The organism is Microbacterium sp. S308A+ (assembly GCF_049800815.1).
In the GTDB taxonomy this organism is placed as follows: Bacteria; Actinomycetota; Actinomycetes; order Actinomycetales; family Microbacteriaceae; genus Microbacterium.
The window spans coordinates 257,647-279,204 of sequence record NZ_JBNAFT010000004.1 but is presented as its reverse complement, the minus strand read 5'-3'; the positions used below and the strand labels follow the sequence as shown (position 1 = coordinate 279,204).

Here is a 21,558-nt window from a genome sequence, read left to right as displayed (position 1 = left end):
GTTAACGCAGAATGGCCACCCATCTCTGGGTGGCCATTCCGTAAAGGGAGTCCGGCGGTGTCCTACTCTCCCACAGGGTCCCCCCTGCAGTACCATCGGCGCTGTGAGGCTTAGCTTCCGGGTTCGGAATGTGACCGGGCGTTTCCCTCACGCTATGGCCGCCGAAACACTATTGACGTTTCAGTCATACACACAACACAAGATGTTGTGTGGTTCCCGACCATACGTCGAGAACCACAAAGTGGACGCAAGCACCAAGAACGGTGTGTTATCAAGTCATCGGCTTATTAGTACCAGTCAGCTGCACACGTTACCGTGCTTCCACATCTGGCCTATCAACCCAGTAGTCTGGCTGGGAGCCTCTCCACCCGAAGGTGATGGAAGTCTCATCTTGAGGCCGGCTTCCCGCTTAGATGCTTTCAGCGGTTATCCATCCCGAACGTAGCTAACCAGCGGTGCTCCTGGCGGAACAACTGGCACACCAGAGGTTCGTCCAACCCGGTCCTCTCGTACTAGGGTCAGATCCTCTCAAACTTCCTACGCGCGCAGCGGATAGGGACCGAACTGTCTCACGACGTTCTAAACCCAGCTCGCGTACCGCTTTAATGGGCGAACAGCCCAACCCTTGGGACCTACTCCAGCCCCAGGATGCGACGAGCCGACATCGAGGTGCCAAACCATGCCGTCGATATGGACTCTTGGGCAAGATCAGCCTGTTATCCCCGAGGTACCTTTTATCCGTTGAGCGACAGCGCTTCCACAAGCCACTGCCGGATCACTAGTCCCGACTTTCGTCCCTGCTCGACCTGTCAGTCTCACAGTCAAGCTCCCTTGTGCACTTACACTCGACACCTGATTGCCAACCAGGTTGAGGGAACCTTTGGGCGCCTCCGTTACTCTTTGGGAGGCAACCGCCCCAGTTAAACTACCCACCAGGCACTGTCCCTGAACCGGATCACGGTTCGAAGTTAGATATCCAGAGTGACCAGAGTGGTATTTCAACAATGACTCCACATGAACTGGCGTCCACGCTTCAAAGTCTCCCACCTATCCTACACAAGCCACACCGAACACCAATACCAAGCTGTAGTAAAGGTCACGGGGTCTTTCCGTCCTGCTGCGCGTAACGAGCATCTTTACTCGTAATGCAATTTCGCCGAGTTCGCGGTTGAGACAGTTGGGAAGTCGTTACGCCATTCGTGCAGGTCGGAACTTACCCGACAAGGAATTTCGCTACCTTAGGATGGTTATAGTTACCACCGCCGTTTACTGGGGCTTAAATTCTGAGCTTCGCCGAAGCTAACCCGTCCTCTTAACCTTCCAGCACCGGGCAGGCGTCAGTCCGTATACATCGTCTTGCGACTTGGCACGGACCTGTGTTTTTAGTAAACAGTCGCTACCCACTAGTCTCTGCGGCCACCACACCCTTTCGGAGTAAATCCTAATAAGTGGATGGCCCCCCTTCTCCCGAAGTTACGGGGGCATTTTGCCGAGTTCCTTAACCACGATTCTCTCGATCTCCTTGGTATTCTCTACCTGACCACCTGAGTCGGTTTGGGGTACGGGCAGCTAGAACCTCGCGTCGATGCTTTTCTCGGCAGCATAGGATCACCCACTTTTCATCCGCATCGTGTCTCAGCCTGCATGAACGGCGGATTTGCCTACCGTTCGGCCTACGCACTTGCACCAGGACAACCATCGCCTGGCTTGGGCTACCTTCCTGCGTCACACCTGTTAATACGCTAGCCGCACCAGCATGGGGTCGCGCGCTCCCCAGCACGGTGCCACCCGAAGGTGACGATGCACTGGTTTGGGCGCTTAGCACCACTGGATTAGCTTGGGCGGTTCTTCGCCGGTACGGGAATATCAACCCGTTGTCCATCGACTACGCCTGTCGGCCTCGCCTTAGGTCCCGACTTACCCAGGGAAGATTAGCTTGACCCTGGAACCCTTGGTCTTCCGGAGGACGTGTTTCTCACACGTCTTTCGCTACTCATGCCTGCATTCTCACTCGTGTAGCGTCCACGGCTGGTTCACACCGCCGCTTCACTCGCCACACGACGCTCTCCTACCCATCAACACGGCTGGACCACGAAGGCCTACCAATAATGTCAATGCCACAACTTCGGTGGCGTGCTTGAGCCCCGTTACATTGTCGGCGCGGAATCACTTGACCAGTGAGCTATTACGCACTCTTTCAAGGGTGGCTGCTTCTAAGCCAACCTCCTGGTTGTCTGAGCAACTCCACATCCTTTCCCACTTAGCACGCGCTTAGGGACCTTAGTTGGTGGTCTGGGTTGTTTCCCTCTCGACTATGAAGCTTATCCCCCACAGTCTCACTGCTGCGCTCTCACTTACCGGCATTCGGAGTTTGGCTGACGTCAGTAACCTTGTAGGGCCCATCGGCCATCCAGTAGCTCTACCTCCGGCAAGAAACACGCAACGCTGCACCTAAATGCATTTCGGAGAGAACCAGCTATCACGAAGTTTGATTGGCCTTTCACCCCTATCCACAGCTCATCCCCTCAGTTTTCAACCTAAGTGGGTTCGGCCCTCCACGACGTCTTACCGTCGCTTCAGCCTGGCCATGGATAGATCACTTCGCTTCGGGTCTAGGACATGCGACTAAAACGCCCTATTCAGACTCGCTTTCGCTACGGCTACCCCACACGGGTTAACCTCGCCACATATCACTAACTCGCAGGCTCATTCTTCAAAAGGCACGCTGTCACACCTACCAGGGGTGCTCCAACGGTTTGTAAGCAAACGGTTTCAGGTACTATTTCACTCCCCTCCCGGGGTACTTTTCACCTTTCCCTCACGGTACTTGTCCGCTATCGGTCATCTGGGAGTATTTAGGCTTATCAGGTGGTCCTGACAGATTCACACGGGATTTCTCGGGCCCCGTGCTACTTGGGATACACACCACGCCAGAACACGCATTTCGACTACGGGGTTGGCACCCTCTATGACCGGCCTTTCAAGACCGTTCGTCTATACGCTTCTGTCACGTCGATCCTTCGGCAGAAAAATCAGGTATGTCCCACAACCCCGAGCATGCAACGCCTGCCGGCTATCACACACACCCGGTTTAGCCTGATCCGGTTTCGCTCGCCACTACTAACGGAATCGCGGTTGCTTTCTCTTCCTGTGGGTACTGAGATGTTTCACTTCCCCACGTTCCCTCTACCCGCCCTATATATTCAGGCGGGAGTCACTAGGTCGGCACGCCGCCCAGCGGGGTTTCCCCATTCGGACATCCTCGGATCAAAACTCGCTTATCAGTTCCCCGAGGCTTATCGCAGATTGCTACGTCCTTCTTCGGCTCCAGATGCCAAGGCATCCACCGTTTGCTCTTAAAGACTTGAAATCACATGAGTTCATCAAGAATCGAAAAATTCGAAATTGACTAATGATCTTTAAGATCATCAAAACGACACAACCCCAAAGGGCCATGTCGAAGATGCTCGCGTCCACTGTGTAGTTCTCAAAGTACGGGCGGCACCCCTCCCCACCTCCCACAAAGGAAGACAGCAAGAGGCCCAGAGGAACGGACTCACATCCGGTCCCTCAGGACCCAACAGCGTGCAGACACCCCGCTCACCCATCCCCCCTTTCCCACCGCGAACGGCGTACTCAGAGAAACAAACTGCGCTGATGCCATGTCAAACGTTCCACCCATGAGCCCCAGCGAACCACATTCGGATTCGACCTGGGTTCTGGACACCCGAAAGTGTCAGATGCTCCTTAGAAAGGAGGTGATCCAGCCGCACCTTCCGGTACGGCTACCTTGTTACGACTTAGTCCTAATTACCGATCCCACCTTCGACGGCTCCCTCCACAAGGGTTAGGCCACCGGCTTCAGGTGTTACCGACTTTCATGACTTGACGGGCGGTGTGTACAAGACCCGGGAACGTATTCACCGCAGCGTTGCTGATCTGCGATTACTAGCGACTCCGACTTCATGAGGTCGAGTTGCAGACCTCAATCCGAACTGGGACCGGCTTTTTGGGATTCGCTCCACCTCACGGTATTGCAGCCCTTTGTACCGGCCATTGTAGCATGCGTGAAGCCCAAGACATAAGGGGCATGATGATTTGACGTCATCCCCACCTTCCTCCGAGTTGACCCCGGCAGTATCCCATGAGTTCCCACCATAACGTGCTGGCAACATAGAACGAGGGTTGCGCTCGTTGCGGGACTTAACCCAACATCTCACGACACGAGCTGACGACAACCATGCACCACCTGTTCACGAGTGTCCAAAGAGTTGACCATTTCTGGCCCGTTCTCGTGTATGTCAAGCCTTGGTAAGGTTCTTCGCGTTGCATCGAATTAATCCGCATGCTCCGCCGCTTGTGCGGGTCCCCGTCAATTCCTTTGAGTTTTAGCCTTGCGGCCGTACTCCCCAGGCGGGGAACTTAATGCGTTAGCTGCGTCACGGAATCCGTGGAAAGGACCCCACAACTAGTTCCCAACGTTTACGGGGTGGACTACCAGGGTATCTAAGCCTGTTTGCTCCCCACCCTTTCGCTCCTCAGCGTCAGTTACGGCCCAGAGATCTGCCTTCGCCATCGGTGTTCCTCCTGATATCTGCGCATTCCACCGCTACACCAGGAATTCCAATCTCCCCTACCGCACTCTAGTCTGCCCGTACCCACTGCAGGCCCGAGGTTGAGCCTCGGGATTTCACAGCAGACGCGACAGACCGCCTACGAGCTCTTTACGCCCAATAATTCCGGATAACGCTTGCGCCCTACGTATTACCGCGGCTGCTGGCACGTAGTTAGCCGGCGCTTTTTCTGCAGGTACCGTCACTCACGCTTCTTCCCTGCTAAAAGAGGTTTACAACCCGAAGGCCGTCATCCCTCACGCGGCGTTGCTGCATCAGGCTTCCGCCCATTGTGCAATATTCCCCACTGCTGCCTCCCGTAGGAGTCTGGGCCGTGTCTCAGTCCCAGTGTGGCCGGTCACCCTCTCAGGCCGGCTACCCGTCGACGCCTTGGTGAGCCATTACCTCACCAACAAGCTGATAGGCCGCGAGCCCATCCTCCACCAAAAAATCTTTCCAAACACTAACCATGCGGTTGCGTCTCATATCCAGTATTAGACGCCGTTTCCAGCGCTTATCCCAGAGTGAAGGGCAGGTTGCTCACGTGTTACTCACCCGTTCGCCACTAATCCCCCAAAGCAAGCTAAGGGTTCATCGTTCGACTTGCATGTGTTAAGCACGCCGCCAGCGTTCATCCTGAGCCAGGATCAAACTCTCCGTAAAGAAAAAATGCATACAACCCCGGGAAAACGAGGCCGCAGCGAGTTCGAAACTGACCAAAGAGACAAAATCAACTGACTTCATCCAATGCCACCCAAAAAGAGTGGTCTTCGATCCAAAGGAATCTCCCCCAGCCGAAGCCGAGGCGAGGTTACTTGGCATTTGACAAGTGCACGCTGTTGAGTTCTCAAGGAACGGATGCTCCTGCGTTCAGGCCTCTCAGCCTTCCCTTCAGGGCAACTTCTCTATCTTATCCGTCTCGCTCAGGCTGTCAAACCGACGCACCGTGAGGCCAGACCGGAATCACTGCCCCTCGCGGGGCAACTTCTCTAGCATAGCCCTCCCGGCAGGTCTGTCAAATCGACGATCCTAGCGGACGGCTGCCCTTCCAGGACGATTCCTGTCCTCCGAGGAGGTGGGCGGGTGTTCGCTGCTTGAGGGAGCCAGGCCTTCCGGCCTTCCGCTCGACCCTTTGGGGCGAACGGGTAAGAATCTACGCGGATCCGGGAGTCCCCGGCAAATCGGGGCCCTCGACCGGGCGTGTCGCACGCGCTCCGCGCATCGGGTCGTGGGCGGCCCTGTCCGGCCGGGCCACGACGACGCACAGGACCAGGGTGAGCACCGCCCAGACCGCACACGCAGGCGGAAGCACTCGATACGCCAGATGGCGGACGGTGAAGTCGGCATCGGGCGGCCCGTAGATCACGGTCCCGATGACCCAGGCGATCACGAGCAGCGCAGGAAGCGCCAGCATCCACCCCGCACGGATCGGCCGTGTCGCCCGCCGCGACAACGGACGTGGAGGACGGCCACGCAGCCAGAGCACCCCTCCGACCGCGAGGACCGTGAGCCCCAGCGCGCCTGTGCCGTACTGCAGCCACCTGTATCCGGGCAGCGGCCCCCACAGCGCGCCGAGCGCCGGGACGAGCAGCGACCCGAACCGCCCCTCGTGGGTGAACGCGTCCCACACGATATGGCTGACGACGCCCACCGCGAGGGCGAGTGCAAGCCAGCACGCGCTTCCGGCTGTGGGAATCGCGGTACGCAGGACGCTCCGTCCCCGCTCGTCCCATCGGTCCGGCAGACGCGTCGCGAGCCAAGCCGGCGCAAGGGCACGGACCGCGGGACGGAGCAGCAGCCACCAGACGAGCAGCAGCCCGAAAGCGACGATCATCGTCGCCGGCAGCATCAGCAGGTCGTGTGAGGCCCCGTAGAGCGGGCCGTTCAGGCGGAGGAACAGCGGAAGGTCCGGCGTCATCGCGCCGACGGCGACCGCGGCCGGCACGACCCTGGTCCGCGCGAACGGAAGTGCCACCGCCGCATGGCTGACCGTGAACGGCATTGCCTCCTCCGATCCCCGGCCGGCCGGATCAGCTCACCGGCAGGATCCCGGCCAGCGTCTTCTTGCCGCGCCGCAGCACAGAGACACCGCCCGGAAGGCTGAGGGAGATGGTCGTCGCCTCGTCTTCGACACGGACCCCGTCGAGCGACACGCCTCCCTGGCCGATCGCCCGCCGCGCCTCGGACAGGCTCGAGACCAGCCCCGTCTTGACGAGAGCGTCGACCACGAGGCCGCCCGCCGCCAGCCGGGCGTTCGGCAGCTCCTCGAGCGCGCTCCGCAGCGTCTCGGGGTCCAGCACGGACAGATCGCCCTGGCCGAACAGCGCCTCGGAGGCGGCGATCACCGCCGCTGTCGCCTCCGCTCCGTGCACAGTCGTGCAGACCTCCTGCGCGAGTCGCCTCTGCGCCGCCCGCCGGAACGGCTCCGCCTCGACGAGGGCCGCATACTCCTCGATCTCCGCGCGGGTCAGGAAGGTGAACACCTTGAGCCGGTCGATCACGTCCGCGTCCGCCGTGCCGAGCCAGAACTGGTACATCCGGTAGGGGCTGCACATCTCGGGGTCGAGCCAGATGGCGTTGCCCTCGCTCTTGCCGAACTTGGTCCCGTCGCTGTTGGTGATCAGCGGCGTGCCGATCGCATGCACCGAGACACCCTCGACGCGATGGATGAGGTCGGTGCCGCTGGTGAGGTTGCCCCACTGGTCGGACCCGCCGGTCTGAAGCACACAGCCGTACTGCCGGTAGAGCTCGAGGTAGTCGAGGCTCTGCAGGATCTGGTAGCTGAACTCGGTGTAGCTGATCCCCGCGTCGGAGTTCAGGCGCGCCGCGACGGCGTCCTTCTTCAGCATCGTGCCGACACGGAAGTGCTTGCCGACCTCGCGGAGGAAGTCGATCGCGCTCAGCGGCGCCGTCCAGTCGAGGTTGTTCACGATCCGCGCGGCGTTCTCTCCCTCGAAGCTGAGGAAGCGCTCGACCTGCCCGCGGAGGCGACCTACCCATTCGGCGACGGTCTCGGGCGTGTTCAGCGTGCGCTCCGCCGTCGGCCGAGGATCGCCGATGAGGCCGGTCGACCCGCCGACGAGGCCGAGCGGTCGATGCCCGGCCAGCTGCAGCCGGCGCATCGTGAGCAGCTGCACCAGATTGCCGAGGTGCAGGCTGGGGGCGGTGGGGTCGAACCCGCAGTAATACGTGATCGCCGGCCCCGCGAGAAGGGCGCGCAGCGCCTCCTGGTCGGTCGACACGTGGACGAGTCCGCGCCAGACCAGCTCGTCCCACACGTTCTCGAACGTGGGATCGATCGCCGGCTCCGCGGTCGTCAGCTCAGGGTTGGACACGCTTTCCAGGCTATCAGCGGCGAAGGAACGCGCCGTGGCCGGTGGACGACCGCTCAGGGCACCGCCCACCGGAGCAGGAACGCGCCGCCGAGGGCGACGACCCAGCTGACGAGGCTCCCGACCAGGAAGTACTCCGCCCTCGTCCCTCCTGCGCCGTCGCGGGAGATCTCGGGGAAGCGAACGATCCCCTTCGCCGCGAGCATCGCCGCGAGCAGGGCATAGGCGCCGGCCAGAGTCAGGACGAGGACGAGGACGCGCTCGAGCGGGCCGATCAGCCGGCCGCCGCGAAACGGAGCGACAGGCTCGGTGACGACAGGCACGTCGACGGGCTCGTCCCGGTCTGCGCCGGCCGGTGTCGCGCCGGCGGCTGCTCCCTGCCCGACGACCTCGGGCCCCACGACCTCGGACCCTGCCGCCTCGGGACTCGCCTGCGCATCCCGAGGATCCGCCGGAGCGCTCGCCCCCGGGCGCTCCGGCGTCTGCTCGCCGAGAAGGGCGGCGCGCACGACGACGTTGCCGGTCTCGAGCATGACCGCGAAGACACCGAGGGCGAGGATCGTGAGATCGAACGAGACCTGGCCCACGAGGGCGCTCGGACGCCAGCCCGCGCCGAAGACGCCGGCCTCCGCCCGCGCGGGCAGCAGGGCGACCGCGATGAGGGAGAAGACCGTGAGGATCACCGCGGGCCAGAAGGACAGCCGAGGCCTCCCACCCGCCGGCAGCAGCCAGGCCCAGGCGGCGGCGAGGACGATCCCGGTCAGCGCGGGGAGCACGGCGTCGCCGAGGATGCCGACGACGAGCACCGAGATCGCGGCGACAGTCATCCCGATCCCGCGCGCGGCCCCGCGCAGGAACTGCCGCAGGATGTCGACGGCGCCGATGCCGAGGAGGGCGAACGCGGTGACGATCATCGTCCGGCTCCCTCTCGCAACGTCTCGAAGCCGGCGACGATCGCGGCCGCCCCTGCGCCGTGCAGCGCCTGTGAGACCGCGGGCTGGCTGATCCCCTCGGCGGAGGCGAGCACGGACTGCGTTCGTCCCAGGCAGCGTCCGTAGGTGAGCCGGCGCGCACGCTCGGTCATCCCCGCGACGATCTCGTCCCGGGCGAGGACGTAGGCATTGGCGAGGCCGATGGCGGTGCGCATGCCCTCATCCTCCTCCGGGGCACCGACGATCCAGGTGCGTGCGGACGGCACGGCGCGCACCTGGCGGGCCTGGACGGTCTCGATCGCTGTCCGGGCCGCCCACCAGGCCGAACCGTCCAGCAGCGGCGTGTGGCCGGTCTCGATCTCCCTGATCTCTCCGACGCCGATCCCGAAGCGCAGGTCGTGCCCTTCGGGTAGGAGGAGCTGCACGAGCAGGAGAGAGGCCAGGGCGTCGTCGAGACAGGTGTATCGCGCCTGGAACTCGTCTCCCACGGTGGGGCGCAGCCTCTCGAACGCGAGCGGAAGATCCGCCTCCGCCTGTGCGACGGCGCGGTCGAACTCCGCCTGCGCGGCAGCACGGTCCCGCATTCGACGGGAGCCGACGATATCGGCGATCACGGCGATCTGCATGACATAAGCATATCGCTTATAGCTCGAAAAAATAAGGGAAAGGCTTATCTTGCCGAGTTATCAGTGCGAGAGGACGTCACCGGCCTGCGGAACGTGAGGACGGCACGGTCGCGCGCCCGTTCCTCGACGAGTCCGCCCACCTCAAGCACCCGTCGCATCCGCCGGGAGAGCGGAGGAAGATCGGGAGAGCGACCCTGGGGAGGCCGCGCCATCCCGACGATGAGGGAGAGATCCAGCTCAGGAGCCTTCGCCTCGATCCGGGCGAACTCGCTCCCCGATCTCCAGCGCAGCAGCTCCAGGTCTCGCACGGCGATGTCGTGCACGGCTCCGTCGACGTCGAACCGCAGTCGATCCCGGACGAAGCGCACCGCACAGGGGACCGTCCTCCGCCGGAGCACCGCCCCGAACAGGAGATAGGCGGGCAGGACGAACAAGAGGCCGAGGAAGAGGAGCGCCAGGCGGGGGCCGTACAGCAGCACGGTGCCACCGGTCGCCACGAGGAAGATCAGCACGGCCGCCGTCGTCGCCCCGACGATCAGCCCGATCGTCGTCGAATACGTGCGCACGCGGAAGGGGACGGCGGTGAAGCGCACCACGGCGCCCTCCCCGTCGCCCTCCCAGTCCGGTCCCGGTGGCCGTCTGCTCTCGTCCCGCCACCGGATCAGCGACGTGAAGCGCGCGAGGAGCGTGAGCCAGATCCAGCCGGCGGCGGGGACGAGTCCCATCCGCACCTCGTAGAGGAGCGCCCGCACGGCGTCCGACGCGGGCGCCAGGAGGCCGGCGTGCACCTCGCCCGACAGATACAGCAGGAGACCGGCGGCGACGGCGCCGGCGACATGCATGACGGTCGCCGTGGCGAGCGTCGCGATCCGCGTCGTCGCCGAGACGAAGGCGACCCCGACGAGAAAGCCGGAGACGAGGACGAGGAGGAACGGGAGGAAGTCCGACCCCTTTCCCCCGACATACCAGGGGGCCGCGGCGAGCGCGAGCACGCCGGCCCAGAGGAGAGGAGCGCCGATCAGACGACGCCACCGGGACGTGCGCGCCTCCGGCTCCGCGCCGTCGGGGTCGGCGTCGGTCTCCGCGACGGGGTCGGCGGTCATTCCGGTCATCCTAGCCGGAGGACGCCGAAGGGCGGGGCGGACCGGCATCCGGCCCACCCCGCCCCCGCGCTCTCCCGGCCGCCGATCAGGCGTCGACCAGGATCGCCGCCTGCGAGATCTCGTGATCGACGGCGATACTGACTGCCTTCTTACCGGCGGGGAGGACGACGGCGGCGGGGGTCGACAGATAGGTGTCCGCCCCGTTGCCGTCGCTCAGGCCGCCTTCGACCGTGCTGCCCGTGTAGAAGACCTTCCCGGAGGCGGTCAGGAACATGGTCCGAGGGTAGGCGTGGTCCGCCCCGTTCCTGGACGACTGGACGTCCACGATCTCCTCGTCCACGAGCACGCGAGCCCACTGGCTCTTGTCCGCGCTGTCGCCGACGCCGAGCTGGCCACCGGCGTTGCGGCCCGCCGCGTAGACGTTCCCGTCGCTCGCCTTCACGAAGAGGCGCAACGGCCCGGCCCAGATCTTCACAGGGGTCGCGCCGTTCGGAAGGTCCATCAGCGGCGTGACCCACGGCACCGTCGTGGCTCCCGTCCCCGGCAGCTGGCCGTAGAGGTTCTCCCCGGATCCGTAGAGCTTTCCGTCCTGGCCGATGTAGAACGTGTTGCGCTCATCGGCGACCATCTGATCCGCCTTGAAGACCGCACCGTCCGCGGTCTTCGCGACGCCGTAGCCCTCGGTCGAGTTCGCATAGGAGGTCAGGTACACATCGGTCTTGCCGGGGCCGATCCCCGCCGCGTTGAAGGTGTTGCGACCCGCGCTGTAGACGGTGCCGTCCTTCATCAGGTAGACGTACCGCCACCAGTTCGCGGTGTTCACCTCCTTGACCGCACCAGCGCCGCCGGGCAGCGCCTGTCCGACCTGGACATAGGAGTTGTACTGCGACACGGTGGTGCCGTTGTCGTTCGTCCCGAGAGCGAACAGGTCGACCTGCTCCGGGCCCCCGTGCTCGCCGGTCGCCCACCAGGTGCCGTCCGCCGCCTGCGCGAACATCGTGCAGTCGATGCCACGGCTGCCGACCAGACGGGCCATGCCCTGCACCGGTGCGCCCGATCCGTAGTACACGGCCTGCTTCGGGAACACGGCGTTCGCGGCGCTCCCCGTCTGGGGGGTGCCGTTGCCCAGCTGCCCCTCCAGCCCTGCGCCGGTCGACCACAGGGTGCCGTCGGACTTCAGAGCCGTGAACGACCCCCACGCACCGGCGACGGAGGTCGCCCCGGAGAAGAGAGTCGCGGCGTCGGCCTTCCACGGCACCATCGTGGTCGTCGGCGAGACGCCGTTGCCCTGCGCGTGCTCCCCCGACGCGTTGCGACCCCATCCCCAGATGTTGCCGGCGGGCTGGCAGATCGTGAGAGCACCGGCGTTCGAGGTCACCGCACGCCCGTCGGCGGTCTGCACCTGGGCGACGACGTCGACCGTTCCCGCCGTCCCCGCGGTGAAGCCGGTGAACTGCACCTTCCCCGCCGCGTCCGTCGTCCCCTGCACGACGACAGACGAACCCGGATAGCTCTGTCCCCCGTGAACGACCGAACCGCCGTCCGCGCTCGTGAAGACGAGGACCACCGTCGCCCCTGCCACGACGCCTGTCGTGTCGGACACCGTCACCGTCACCGCCGGATCCACCAACGCCGTCCCCGGAGCCACACAGCCGCCCGGGGCCGCCAGGTCGGCACGCAGCGGACCCGACGCCGCCGCAGACGGCACCGCCGCCGCCGTCGCGATCACCGGGATCGACCACGCCGCGCCCTTCACGACGGTCCGGCGCGACATCCCGTCCCGCCGCGGCGTCCGCTCTGTCCCGAGGCCTTCGGTACTCGTTTCCCCCATAAAACTTCCTCCTGTGGTTTCGTTCGGCAAGCCACGACACTCCTCGCGACGCGGGAGGCGGGCTCATCCATTGAGACAGGAGCGAGGCCGCTCACGACGCCCCTCGCGGCCCTTCGCCTACAGAACGACGACTGTGCCCTTACATTCACGTCGTCGCGGTGATGGCACGCGTCCCCGACCGTCTCTCAGGGGTCAGACTCATGCCGCCCCCGATCATCGGGCGGCGTCCCCCACCGCCCGCCTACCACCTGGACAGATGCCCCAGAGAACCGAGACACGTTCCCGCCCCCACGGGAAGCGGTATTCGCTGACCTCGCTCGGATGGGATTCCCGCACGAGGATCGACCGGTCCTCCGTCGAGCTGAGCCGAGGGGCCACCTGGACCGTGGCGCGGGTCTGGTCCACCGCCGGCCACCTCCACGGGACCCGCCTCCGATCCACGACGCATCGGATCCTGCTGGGCGTCGACGGGGAGGCGGAGGTCGTCGTCGACGGCGTCCCGCTCGTCCTCGCCCCGCGAGAGCTGCTCGTGATCCCTCCTCCGGCGACGGTCGAGACGAGGAGCCGGACGCTCTGGGCCCGCTGCGAGTGGCACGTGGACTCCACAGCGCTCGACGGCCTCCACCTCGCACGCCACAGCAGGACGACGCTCGCGCTCCTGCCCAGGGACTACGCCCTGCTCACGACGATGACTAACGTGATCAGCACCGCACCGGCCTTCGGCACGTCACCAGGATCACGGATCCTCCTCGACGCCCTCTCGTCGACCGTTGCCGCCGCGATCCTCGACGCGACGGACACGCCCACCTCCCTCTCGCCGGGCCAGGCGGACCTCGTCGCGCGGGCGATCACGCTCATCGAGCAGCGCCACACCGATCCGACTTTCACGATCACGCGGCTCGCCCAGGAGATGTCCCTCACCAGGGAGCATCTCCACCACCTCTTCGCCCGCACCGAGTCGCCCCCGCGCCAAGTCCTCGAGGCACGACGGACCAGGACCGCCCGGTCGCTGCTGAGCCTCGCGCCGGAGCGGGGGAAGGGCACTCTCGAGGAGATCGCGATCGCGTCGGGGTTCACCACCGTGCGCACCATGAAGGCCGCGCTCGCTCGCCAAGGAGACCCGTACGACCGTTCCCCGTCACGGAGACATCCTTAAGGGAAACCCCGCAAAGACCTCTCTCCCGAATGCCGCTCAGCCCGGGACGGGCTCGCTCATCCGCACGTGCTGGCCCAGCGCCGACGGATAGTCCAGCCCCTCGGGCAGCCCGATCCCGACCTGGGACGGCGCCTGGATGTCGCCGTCCGCACCGACGATCCGCTCCCGTTCGACCATCGAGGTCGTGACCAAGGACTCGTACCAGGTGGTGTTGGGGATCGCCATCGCCAGGTGCTCGTGCGGGATGCCGGGACCGTGGATCTCCGCGTTCACCTGGAAGGAGTCCGCCAGATGGGCCACCCGCATGGCGCCGGTGATCCCGCCCTTGAGCTCGGTGCTGGTCCGCACCGCGGTCGCGCACCCGGCGACGATGAAGTCTGCGATGTTCATGTGGGCGCCGTCCGAGGTCTCCCCGACGAGGAGCGGGACCCGCACGCTCTCACCCAACCGCTGGTACGAGTGGATGCTGAACTCCCGCATCGGCTCCTCGTACCAGAGGTAGCCGGCCTCCTCCAGGGCGCGGCCGACGTAGATCGCGTCGGCGAGGCCGAACCCCGCCGAGCCGTCGAACATCAGGGGGACCTCCGGCCCGACGTGCTCACGGACCGCGAGCGAGAGCTCCGCGTCTCTGCGGGCGTCCCCCCACGCATGCAGCTTGACGGCCCGGTAGCCGAGCGCCAGCGACTGGTCGATCACGTCGAGGTACTCCGAGACGGATCCGAATGTGCTTGTCGACGCATAGGCGGGGAGTCGTGTGCGGTAGCCACCGAGGTATTGCCAGAGCGAAAGCCCGGCCCGCTTCGCCGCCAGATCCCACAGCGCGTTGTCGATCACGCCGAGGGTGTAGATCGGGAACTCCTCCACGCGGTCCAGCTCCCACATCCGATGCCATGCGTACTCGCGGTTCATCGGGTCGACGCCGACGAGATCATCGCGGATGCGGCGGTCGATGAGATCGCGGGTGATGACGCCGTTGCGGGAGAAGGCCACGCCCTCCGAGCCGTCCGACGCGACGACCCGGACGACCGCCGACACCCGGTCGGGGGGCGAGCCCGGAAGCCCGGTCCGCCAGCGGAACGGGATCTCGGGGGCCGGCTGGTCCACGAGGAAGCACTCGACATGCGTGATCTTCATCCTCTGTCCTTCTCGATTCGGTGGGATCGGGGGCCTCGACGGGGCAGCGGCGCTCATCGGCCCTGCTCCGCCGTCCATGACCAGAAGCCGCCGCCGTCGAGGTCCAAGGACACGTCCTCGGCCTCGGGCGGCAGGTGGAGGGCGACGCACGTCGCCTGCTCGGCGGAGACGCGGACGGAGCGGAGCGTGCCGTCCTGCCACGCCACGTCGACCTCCAGCCCGCCGTGGCAGCGGATGCCTCGTGCCTCACCGCTCGCCCAGCGGGCGGGCAGGGCGGGCAGCACCATCACGTGCCCCGGGCGGGACTGGACGACCATCTCCGCAAGCACCGCGGCGATCCCGAGGTTCGCCTCGATCTGGAACACCGCTTCCGGGGCCGGCGCATGGTCGAAGGCGGGGAACACGTGCAGCAGCGACTCCGGCGCGATCCCTGTGCCGATCACCGACTCCAGGCTCGACAGCGCCCGGTCGCCCTCGCCCAGACGCGCCCACAGCGCGGCGGCCCACACCCGCGACCACCCGCCGAACCCGACGGACTCATACTCGACGTGGCAGACCTGATCGGCGAGCGTCCGCGCGGCGGCCTCGACGACCTCGGGCCGCTCGCCCCATTCGCCGTCGCCGGGGTAGAGGGAGTAGAGCGCGGAGAGGTGCCGGTGCCCGAGCTCCAGCGGCTCGCGGGGAGCCTGCCACTCCGCGATCCGCCCGTCCACGATCTCGACCGGGGCCAGCCGGTCCCGCTGTGATCTCCAACGGACCGCCTCGGGACCATCGCCTTCGCCGCGCTGTCCGGCGAGGTCGAGCAGGGCGTCGTAGGTGGCGCGGGCGAGGGAGAGGTCGATCGTCGACGCGGTCCCGATCCAGCCGTGCCGGCGATGGTCTGGGTCGACGGCGCGACGACGCGGCCGTTCAACGCCCGGGAGCAGGTAGGCGTTCTCCGGCGTCGAGGACGGCGACGGACGCAGCATGCCGTCGGAGCCGGGGACGAGCCAGGTGTCCAGGAGGTCGCCGCAGCCGCGGAGGAGCGCGAACAGCCCGTCCCGATCCGCGCGCAGCGGGTATCGGGAGGCGAGCTGATAGGCCTGCACCGTCAGCCACAGGCCCGCGGCGGGGAAGAGGCCGACCTCGAACATCGTCGTCGGCGCGGTGTTGAACCATATGTCGGTGTTGTGGTGCACCACCCAGGCCGAGCCGCCCGCGCCGTAGAGGAGCTGCGCTGTCCGCCGGCCCGCCTGCGCGAGGTGTTCGAGGAGCCGCATCAGGCCGTCGAGCGCCTCCGGGACGTTCAGCGGGCCGGCGGCCCAGAGACTCATCTGAAGGTTGATGTTGGTCGTCCAGTTGCTCGACCACGCCGGCTCGGTGTCCTCGTTCCACACCCCCTGAAGGGTGGGCGGGAACAGGCCCCCCACGGTGCTGGCGATGAGCAGGTATCGACCGTGGTCGGCCATGAGGCGGACGAGGTCGTCGTCCACCCCTCCCGCACGCAGGCCGTGCACCCGCAGATCCGTGGGCTCCGACTTCAGGACCGCGTCGACGACGCGTCCCCGCGGCCTGAGCGCGATCGACGACCGATCGAAGACGGCACGGTGCTCCTCCGCGGCCGTGTCGGCAAGGGCCATGGACGGGTGGGCTCTCATCTCCTGAAGCCGCCGGGAGACCGTCTCCTCCGGGTCCGAGCCGTCGAAGTCGGTCGCGACGGCGATCCCGACCGCCCACTCGGCGCCGCGGACGGAGACGGCACGATCGAGCTCGTCGCGCTCCCCGAGCAGGACGGTCATGCCGACCGCGAACCGGAGACGCCGGCCGTCATAGCCCTCGAGCCGGTAACTGTCGGCGACCGATTGCCGGCTGCGCGGCACCTCCCGCCACTGGCCGGTGGCGATCCAGCCGCCGGTGCCGACGTCGAGGCGATCGAGGAAGGGCGACTCGAAGCCGATCACCGTGTGCTCGGGCAGCGCGGACCGCTGGCGCACGACGAGGCCGGACGGGTGCCGGCTCGCGACCACCGAGCGCGTCGAGGCTCCGCCCTGGTCCCTCGTCCACTCGAAGGACGCGATCCCGGTCCGCAGGTCGAGCGCCCGCGACGAGCCGTCCGCGGCGCCGTCCGAGCGAAGCCGTACGTTCCCCACCGGCTGGAACGCCGCGCCCCTCTCGGGGACGCCCAACAGAAGGGAGGCCGCCTCCTGCGCGCCGAGGACGTCTCCTTCGGCCAGCCGTTCGCGGACCGAAGCCAGCGCCCCTTCTGCGGCGGCGAAGTCGCGCGCCACGGGGCCGGGCGACCAGAAGGTCTCATCGTTGAGCGCGATGACCTGGTCCCAGGGAGCGCCGTGGATCATGGCGCCGGCGGCGCCGTTCCCCACCGGGATCCCGGCGAGCCACGATGCTCCGGCACGCTCGAACCGCAGTACCGTAGGGTTAAGTGTCGTATCCATTGCGCCTTTGCCTTGAAGATGGTGGCCTCACACTACCTCAAGAAGCATACTTATCAACAGCGGTACCGTCGAGCACCCCACGCCGAGCCACCGCAGGAAGGAGAGGGTCGGATGGCCAACGAGAGCGGATACCGGCCGGGCTATGAGATCGCGGCGGAGCGCATCCTGGAGATGATCATCGAGCAGGAGCTGCGCGTCGGCGACCGCCTCCCCACCGAGATGGAGATCGCCGAGCACTTCGGGCTGAGCAGAAGCGTCACCAGAGAGGCGATCAAGATGCTCGTCGCGATGGGCAGGATCTCGGCCCAGCGCGGACGAGGGCTCTTCGTCGGGGCAGGGACGCCCAGCCATCAGCAGAGCATGCTCGCCGGGAACCAGTTCGTCCCCGGCCGTATGGAGCACGTCGATCAGCTGCTCCGCTTCCGCTCCGTCCAGGAGGAGTTCGCCGCCCGAGAGGCGGCGGAGAAGGCCACTCCCCCCGACCTCAAGGCCCTCGAGCAGGCCCTCGGCGACGGGAGGGAGGCCGCCCTCGCCGGCGACATCAAGGCCTGGGACGACTCGGACAGCCGGTTCCACCTGGGCATCGCCAAGGCGAGCGGGAACCTGTTCATCCTTTCGGCTCTGGAGACCGTGCGCCAGTTGCAGGGGCAGGTCGTCGTCCTCGCCCTGCACGGGGGCACCGGCGGCAGCTTGGAGCAGGCGCAGCGCGACCACGAGGAGATCCTCGCCGCGATCAAGAGCGGTGACTCCGAGCTCGCCGCGACACGCGCCAACGCGCACCTCCGGCACACGATCGACGGGTACCGCGGCGAGATCGAGCATCTCCTCGCCACAGCACGCGCGTAAAAAGAAGCCTACTCATTTCGGCCGAGGGCGTGTTAGAGTACTGCTCATTCCGGAGACGCCCTGCTTCGGAAGCCCATTGCACGGACAGAGAGGTCGCATGCACATGTACCCCAGCAGCCCCCGAAAGCTGGGCGCCCACATCGCGGGAGCGGTTCTCGCGGGCGCACTGGCGATCACCGCCCTCGCCGGATGTTCGTCCCCCTCCTCGCCAGGAGCGAGCGGGACGTCGGACGAGCTCCTCGTCTGGGTTGACGCCACGCGTCAGCCCGCCGCCGAGGCCTACGCGAAGAGCCACTCGGACGAGAAGATCACCATCGTCACCGTCGACGGCTCGAAGCTCGAGTCCAAGCTGGCGCTCGCCGCGCGCGACGCGAAGAACGCCCCGGACGTCGTCTTCACGCCGAACGGTCAGGCGATCGAGTTCGCCACCGAGCTCGGCTTCTCGGCCGACCTGACCGACAAGGTCTCCGACACCGTCAAGGACGGCTTCGGCGCCACGCTCTCCGCCTGCTCGCAAGACGGGAAGCTCTACTGCCTGCCGCAGGACGTGTCGACGCAGATGCTCTGGTACAACCAGAAGCTCTTCGCCCAGTTCGGATACGAGATCCCGGCCACCTGGAGCGACTACGCCGCCCTCGCCGCCCGCGTCGCCACGGAGCACCCCGGCTACGTGGTGGGCTCGTGCGGCGACGGGTTCTGCCCGAACGTCTACTATCGAGGCTCGGACTGCGTCGGCTACGACGTGGACGGCAAGGACGTCTCGATCACTCTCGCGACCGACAAGAACTGCACACGCGTCACCGAGATGCTCAACCCGCTCGTCGCGGGCAAGTCCGTGGCCACGCTGAGCCCCTTCGACCCCGACATGGCCACGCTCGGCGCCGAGAGCAAAGTGCTCATGCTCCCCGGGTTCGTCTGGTACGGCTCGGTCCTCTTCAAGGACACCTTCAAGAACCAGGACGGCGAGATCGCCGCGGCCCCGTTGCCCACCTGGCCCGACGGGAAGAAGGGCACCGGAGCCGCGGTCGGCGGTCAGTGGGTCGTCAACTCCAAGACGGCCAGCACCGACCGAGCGGTGAAGCTCATCGAATGGATGACCACCGACGACGCCACCCTGGCCCAGGCCGCCACGTTCCCCGCCTACGAGCCGGCGGCCGCGAGCTGGGTGAAGACAGCGGTGTCGAGCGGCTTCTACGCGTCGGACCCGACCGACACGTTCCTCGCCGCCCGCTCGGACGTGTCGGGAGACCTGTACGCGCCTGCGTTCAACATCCTCGACCCGTTCACGAACGCCGTCGCGCCGAAGCTGAAGGAGGGTGCGAGCCTCGAGTCCCTCATCCCCGCCTGGCAGCCGGCCGTTCAGCAGGCGGCGACCGACGCGGGCTACACGGCGACGATCGCCGAGTAGACCGGCACCCCCGACCGTGGGGCCACCCGACGAGGGTGGCCCCACAAGGAGCATCGATGACGACACTGCGCCCCGCGGTCCCCTCCCCCCGGACCGCCCGCCCTCTCCGCCCCCGGCGACGGACCGGCAGCGGCCTCGCCTGGGGCCTGCTGTCGCCCTATCTCGTGCTTCTCCTCGCCTTCGCGATCGTGCCCACGCTCAGCGCGCTGTGGGCGAGCCTCGGCGGCGGCGCGGACCTGGGCCTTGCGACCATGGCGCGCGCATTCGGCAACATCAGCTTCCTGCCGGCGCTCATCAACGTCGCCAGCTTCATCGCCGTCTTCCTCCCCGCGCTTCTCGTCATCGCGACGGCCGTCGCACTCCTCCTCCACGCCAAGGCCGGCCGTTCGGTCAGCGTCTTCAAGCTCGTGTACTATCTGCCCGGCGTCGTGGTGGGCGCCCCGCTCGTCCTGCTCTGGCTCTTCATGCTCGCCCCGCAGCTGAGCCCCTTCCAAGGCGCGCTCAACGCTCTCGGCTTCGAGACGGCGTCCCAGGTCTTCACCTCCGCGAACATGCCGTTGATCTTCGCCATCATGGCCATCTACTCGAGCGTCGGGGGCTGGATCGTCGTCCTGTGCAGCTCTCTCGACGCGATCGACACCGAGATCCTCGAGGCCGCGCGCATCGACGGCGCGGGCGCCTGGCACACCGCCTGGCACATCAAGCTGCCCCTCGTCTCCCGCTACATCGCCTTCATCGGGATCCTGAGCTTCGCCGGCGCGACCCAGCTCGTCGCCGAGCCCACCCTCGTCGGCACGGCCCTCCCGGGGACGGTCAGCTCCAACTGGTCTCTGAACCAACTCACCTTCTCCTACGCCTTCGCCCAGAACGACGCCGCGGCCGCCAGCGTCTACGCCGTGTTCCTCGTCGCAGTGGGTGTGGGCGCGGCCCTGTTCCTCATCTACGGGCTGCGCAGCTACGCAGAGACGGAGGAGAAGTGATGGTCGCCGTCGCTCAGGGATCCCCCAGGCCCCAGGTCGCGCGCCGGGCGCTCGCCCGACGCGGACGGCCCGCCCCCGTCGGCGGCTGGGTCCGGATCCTCGTCCTCTCCCTCATCGCAGTGCTCTTCGTCGTCCCGCTCCTCTGGCTGCTGCTCGCGCCGTCCAAGACCGAGGCTCAGCTGACGACCATGCCCCCGCTGTCGTTCGGCTCCTTCGAGAACTTCGCGACCGCGTGGAAAAACCTGATGTCCTTCAACGACGCCCAGGTCCTGGTGTGGCTCGCGAACTCGGTCGGCTACGCCGCAGGCGGAGTCGTCCTGGCGGTCGTCGCGGCCATCCCCGCGGGCTACGCTCTGGCGATCTATCGCTTCCGCGGTCGCCACCTCGTGCTGGTGCTCACCCTGGTCGGGATGATCCTGCCCACGGCGGCGACGGTGGTGCCCATCTATCAGGAGCTGGCCCTCGTGGGGCTGACGAACACCGTCTGGGCCGTCATCCTCCCCTCGGCGTTCTTCCCGTTCGGCGTCTACCTCGCCTATCTGCACTTCCAGACGGCGCTCCCGCACGAGCTCATCGAGGCCGCGCGGATGGACGGCGCCCGCGACCTCCGCATCTTCCTGTCTCTGGGAGTCCCGCTCGCCCGGCCGGCGATCGCGCTGGTCGCCTTCTTCGCGTTCGTGGCGAACTGGAACAACTACTTCCTCCCCTACGTGATGCTCGTGGACGACGGCCTCTATCCGTTGCAGCTCGGGATCTCGGCCCTGCTGGACTCCGCCCCGGTGATCAACTCCTCGAACCAGAGCAACCTGCCCATCCACAAGCCCGAGGCCGCGCTGGCAGCGCTCCTCTCGATCGTCCCGATCGCGGTCTTCTTCGCCTCGTTCCAGCGCACGATCGGGGCCGGCATGCTGAGCGGCGCCGTGAAGGGATGACCCCGGCGGAGCGTGAGTAGCATTAACCGGTTCGCGGGAATGACCTCGTCACCCCTCCCAAGCGACAGAAGACGACCTCGACGGTTGAAATCTCGCGCCTCTGAGGGCTTCTGCGTCTACCACGAGCCACCGGCCGGCGGCACAGGGTTCGAAAATAAAACATGTTAATACTAGCGAAGTACCCCATGGATATGCTTCACTGACTCTCGTCGTGATCCTCAAGGGCGAGACGA

Annotated in this window: 13 protein-coding genes and 3 rRNA genes; 5 read left to right on the top strand and 11 right to left on the bottom strand. The window is 66.1% G+C overall.

What is annotated here, in order from left to right; all coding sequences use genetic code 11:
* Positions 1–49 precede the first annotated feature (49 nt).
* The 9 genes from rrf to ACP15J_RS12420 form a co-directional block, all read right to left on the bottom strand.
* Positions 50–166, bottom strand: a 5S ribosomal RNA gene (gene rrf, locus ACP15J_RS12460).
* A 101-nt stretch (positions 167–267) separates the two neighbouring features.
* A 23S ribosomal RNA gene (locus ACP15J_RS12455) occupies positions 268–3,370 on the bottom strand.
* Positions 3,371–3,751: 381 nt separating this feature from the next.
* Positions 3,752–5,276: ribosomal RNA gene (locus ACP15J_RS12450) — 16S ribosomal RNA — on the bottom strand.
* Together the 16S, 23S and 5S rRNA genes form the textbook arrangement of a ribosomal RNA operon.
* Positions 5,277–5,766: 490 nt before the next feature.
* Complete coding sequence (locus ACP15J_RS12445; protein WP_424937313.1) at positions 5,767–6,615, bottom strand: DUF4184 family protein; 849 nt, start codon at positions 6,613–6,615, stop codon at positions 5,767–5,769.
* A 28-nt stretch (positions 6,616–6,643) separates the two neighbouring features.
* Positions 6,644–7,948, bottom strand: a complete 1,305-nt coding sequence (gene tyrS / locus ACP15J_RS12440; protein ID WP_424937312.1) for a tyrosine--tRNA ligase — start codon at positions 7,946–7,948, stop codon at positions 6,644–6,646.
* Positions 7,949–8,001: 53 nt separating this feature from the next.
* Complete coding sequence (locus ACP15J_RS12435; RefSeq protein ID WP_424937311.1) at positions 8,002–8,859, bottom strand: hypothetical protein; 858 nt, start codon at positions 8,857–8,859, stop codon at positions 8,002–8,004.
* Positions 8,856–9,503 (bottom strand): SatD family protein, encoded by a 648-nt coding sequence (locus ACP15J_RS12430; protein ID WP_424937310.1) that lies wholly within the window; start codon positions 9,501–9,503, stop codon positions 8,856–8,858. Before ACP15J_RS12430 ends, ACP15J_RS12435 begins: the two co-directional genes overlap by 4 nt.
* 44 nt (positions 9,504–9,547) lie before the next feature.
* Positions 9,548–10,606: a hypothetical protein gene (locus tag ACP15J_RS12425; RefSeq protein WP_424937309.1), complete on the bottom strand. Its 1,059-nt coding sequence runs from the start codon at positions 10,604–10,606 to the stop codon at positions 9,548–9,550.
* An 85-nt stretch (positions 10,607–10,691) separates the two neighbouring features.
* On the bottom strand, positions 10,692–12,437 hold the full coding sequence (locus ACP15J_RS12420) for a hypothetical protein (RefSeq protein WP_424937308.1): 1,746 nt from the start codon (positions 12,435–12,437) through the stop codon (positions 10,692–10,694).
* 256 nt (positions 12,438–12,693) lie between these two features.
* On the opposite strand from ACP15J_RS12420, the gene ACP15J_RS12415 reads away from it, so the two are divergent.
* Positions 12,694–13,593, top strand: a complete 900-nt coding sequence (locus tag ACP15J_RS12415; protein ID WP_424937307.1) for a hypothetical protein — start codon at positions 12,694–12,696, stop codon at positions 13,591–13,593.
* 36 nt (positions 13,594–13,629) lie between these two features.
* Here the strand turns inward: ACP15J_RS12415 and ACP15J_RS12410 are convergent, their stop codons facing one another.
* Positions 13,630–14,727, bottom strand: coding sequence for an enolase C-terminal domain-like protein (locus ACP15J_RS12410; RefSeq protein WP_424937306.1), 1,098 nt, complete (start codon positions 14,725–14,727; stop codon positions 13,630–13,632).
* Positions 14,728–14,780: 53 nt separating this feature from the next.
* Positions 14,781–17,159 (bottom strand): glycosyl hydrolase family 95 catalytic domain-containing protein, encoded by a 2,379-nt coding sequence (locus tag ACP15J_RS12405; RefSeq protein WP_424937305.1) that lies wholly within the window; start codon positions 17,157–17,159, stop codon positions 14,781–14,783.
* Positions 17,160–17,270: 111 nt separating this feature from the next.
* Between ACP15J_RS12405 and ACP15J_RS12400 the strand changes: the two genes are divergently transcribed.
* The 4 genes from ACP15J_RS12400 to ACP15J_RS12385 all read left to right on the top strand — a co-directional run bounded on the left by ACP15J_RS12400 (position 17,271) and on the right by ACP15J_RS12385 (position 21,325).
* On the top strand, positions 17,271–18,005 hold the full coding sequence (locus ACP15J_RS12400; RefSeq protein ID WP_424937304.1) for a FadR/GntR family transcriptional regulator: 735 nt from the start codon (positions 17,271–17,273) through the stop codon (positions 18,003–18,005).
* A 97-nt stretch (positions 18,006–18,102) separates the two neighbouring features.
* Positions 18,103–19,413, top strand: a complete 1,311-nt coding sequence (locus ACP15J_RS12395; protein WP_424937303.1) for an ABC transporter substrate-binding protein — start codon at positions 18,103–18,105, stop codon at positions 19,411–19,413.
* A 56-nt stretch (positions 19,414–19,469) separates the two neighbouring features.
* Positions 19,470–20,393, top strand: coding sequence for a carbohydrate ABC transporter permease (locus ACP15J_RS12390; protein WP_424937302.1), 924 nt, complete (start codon positions 19,470–19,472; stop codon positions 20,391–20,393).
* Complete coding sequence (locus tag ACP15J_RS12385) at positions 20,393–21,325, top strand: carbohydrate ABC transporter permease (protein WP_424937301.1); 933 nt, start codon at positions 20,393–20,395, stop codon at positions 21,323–21,325. The genes ACP15J_RS12390 and ACP15J_RS12385 overlap by 1 nt, the downstream gene beginning before the upstream one ends.
* Positions 21,326–21,558: the final 233 nt, after the last annotated feature.

Excerpts from the sequence above, each read along its gene's own strand:
- ACP15J_RS12445 (WP_424937313.1), bottom strand. The coding sequence starts at position 6,615 with ATGCCGTTCACGGTCAGCCATGCGGCGGTGGCACTTCCGTTCGCGCGG.
- ACP15J_RS12435 (WP_424937311.1), bottom strand. The coding sequence starts at position 8,859 with ATGATCGTCACCGCGTTCGCCCTCCTCGGCATCGGCGCCGTCGACATC.
- ACP15J_RS12430 (WP_424937310.1), bottom strand. The coding sequence starts at position 9,503 with ATGCAGATCGCCGTGATCGCCGATATCGTCGGCTCCCGTCGAATGCGG.
- ACP15J_RS12425 (WP_424937309.1), bottom strand. The coding sequence starts at position 10,606 with ATGACCGCCGACCCCGTCGCGGAGACCGACGCCGACCCCGACGGCGCG.
- ACP15J_RS12420 (WP_424937308.1), bottom strand. The coding sequence starts at position 12,437 with ATGGGGGAAACGAGTACCGAAGGCCTCGGGACAGAGCGGACGCCGCGG.
- ACP15J_RS12415 (WP_424937307.1), top strand. The coding sequence starts at position 12,694 with ATGCCCCAGAGAACCGAGACACGTTCCCGCCCCCACGGGAAGCGGTAT.
- ACP15J_RS12410 (WP_424937306.1), bottom strand. The coding sequence starts at position 14,727 with ATGAAGATCACGCATGTCGAGTGCTTCCTCGTGGACCAGCCGGCCCCC.
- ACP15J_RS12405 (WP_424937305.1), bottom strand. The coding sequence starts at position 17,159 with ATGGATACGACACTTAACCCTACGGTACTGCGGTTCGAGCGTGCCGGA.
- ACP15J_RS12400 (WP_424937304.1), top strand. The coding sequence starts at position 17,271 with ATGGCCAACGAGAGCGGATACCGGCCGGGCTATGAGATCGCGGCGGAG.
- ACP15J_RS12395 (WP_424937303.1), top strand. The coding sequence starts at position 18,103 with ATGCACATGTACCCCAGCAGCCCCCGAAAGCTGGGCGCCCACATCGCG.
- ACP15J_RS12390 (WP_424937302.1), top strand. The coding sequence starts at position 19,470 with ATGACGACACTGCGCCCCGCGGTCCCCTCCCCCCGGACCGCCCGCCCT.
- ACP15J_RS12385 (WP_424937301.1), top strand. The coding sequence starts at position 20,393 with ATGGTCGCCGTCGCTCAGGGATCCCCCAGGCCCCAGGTCGCGCGCCGG.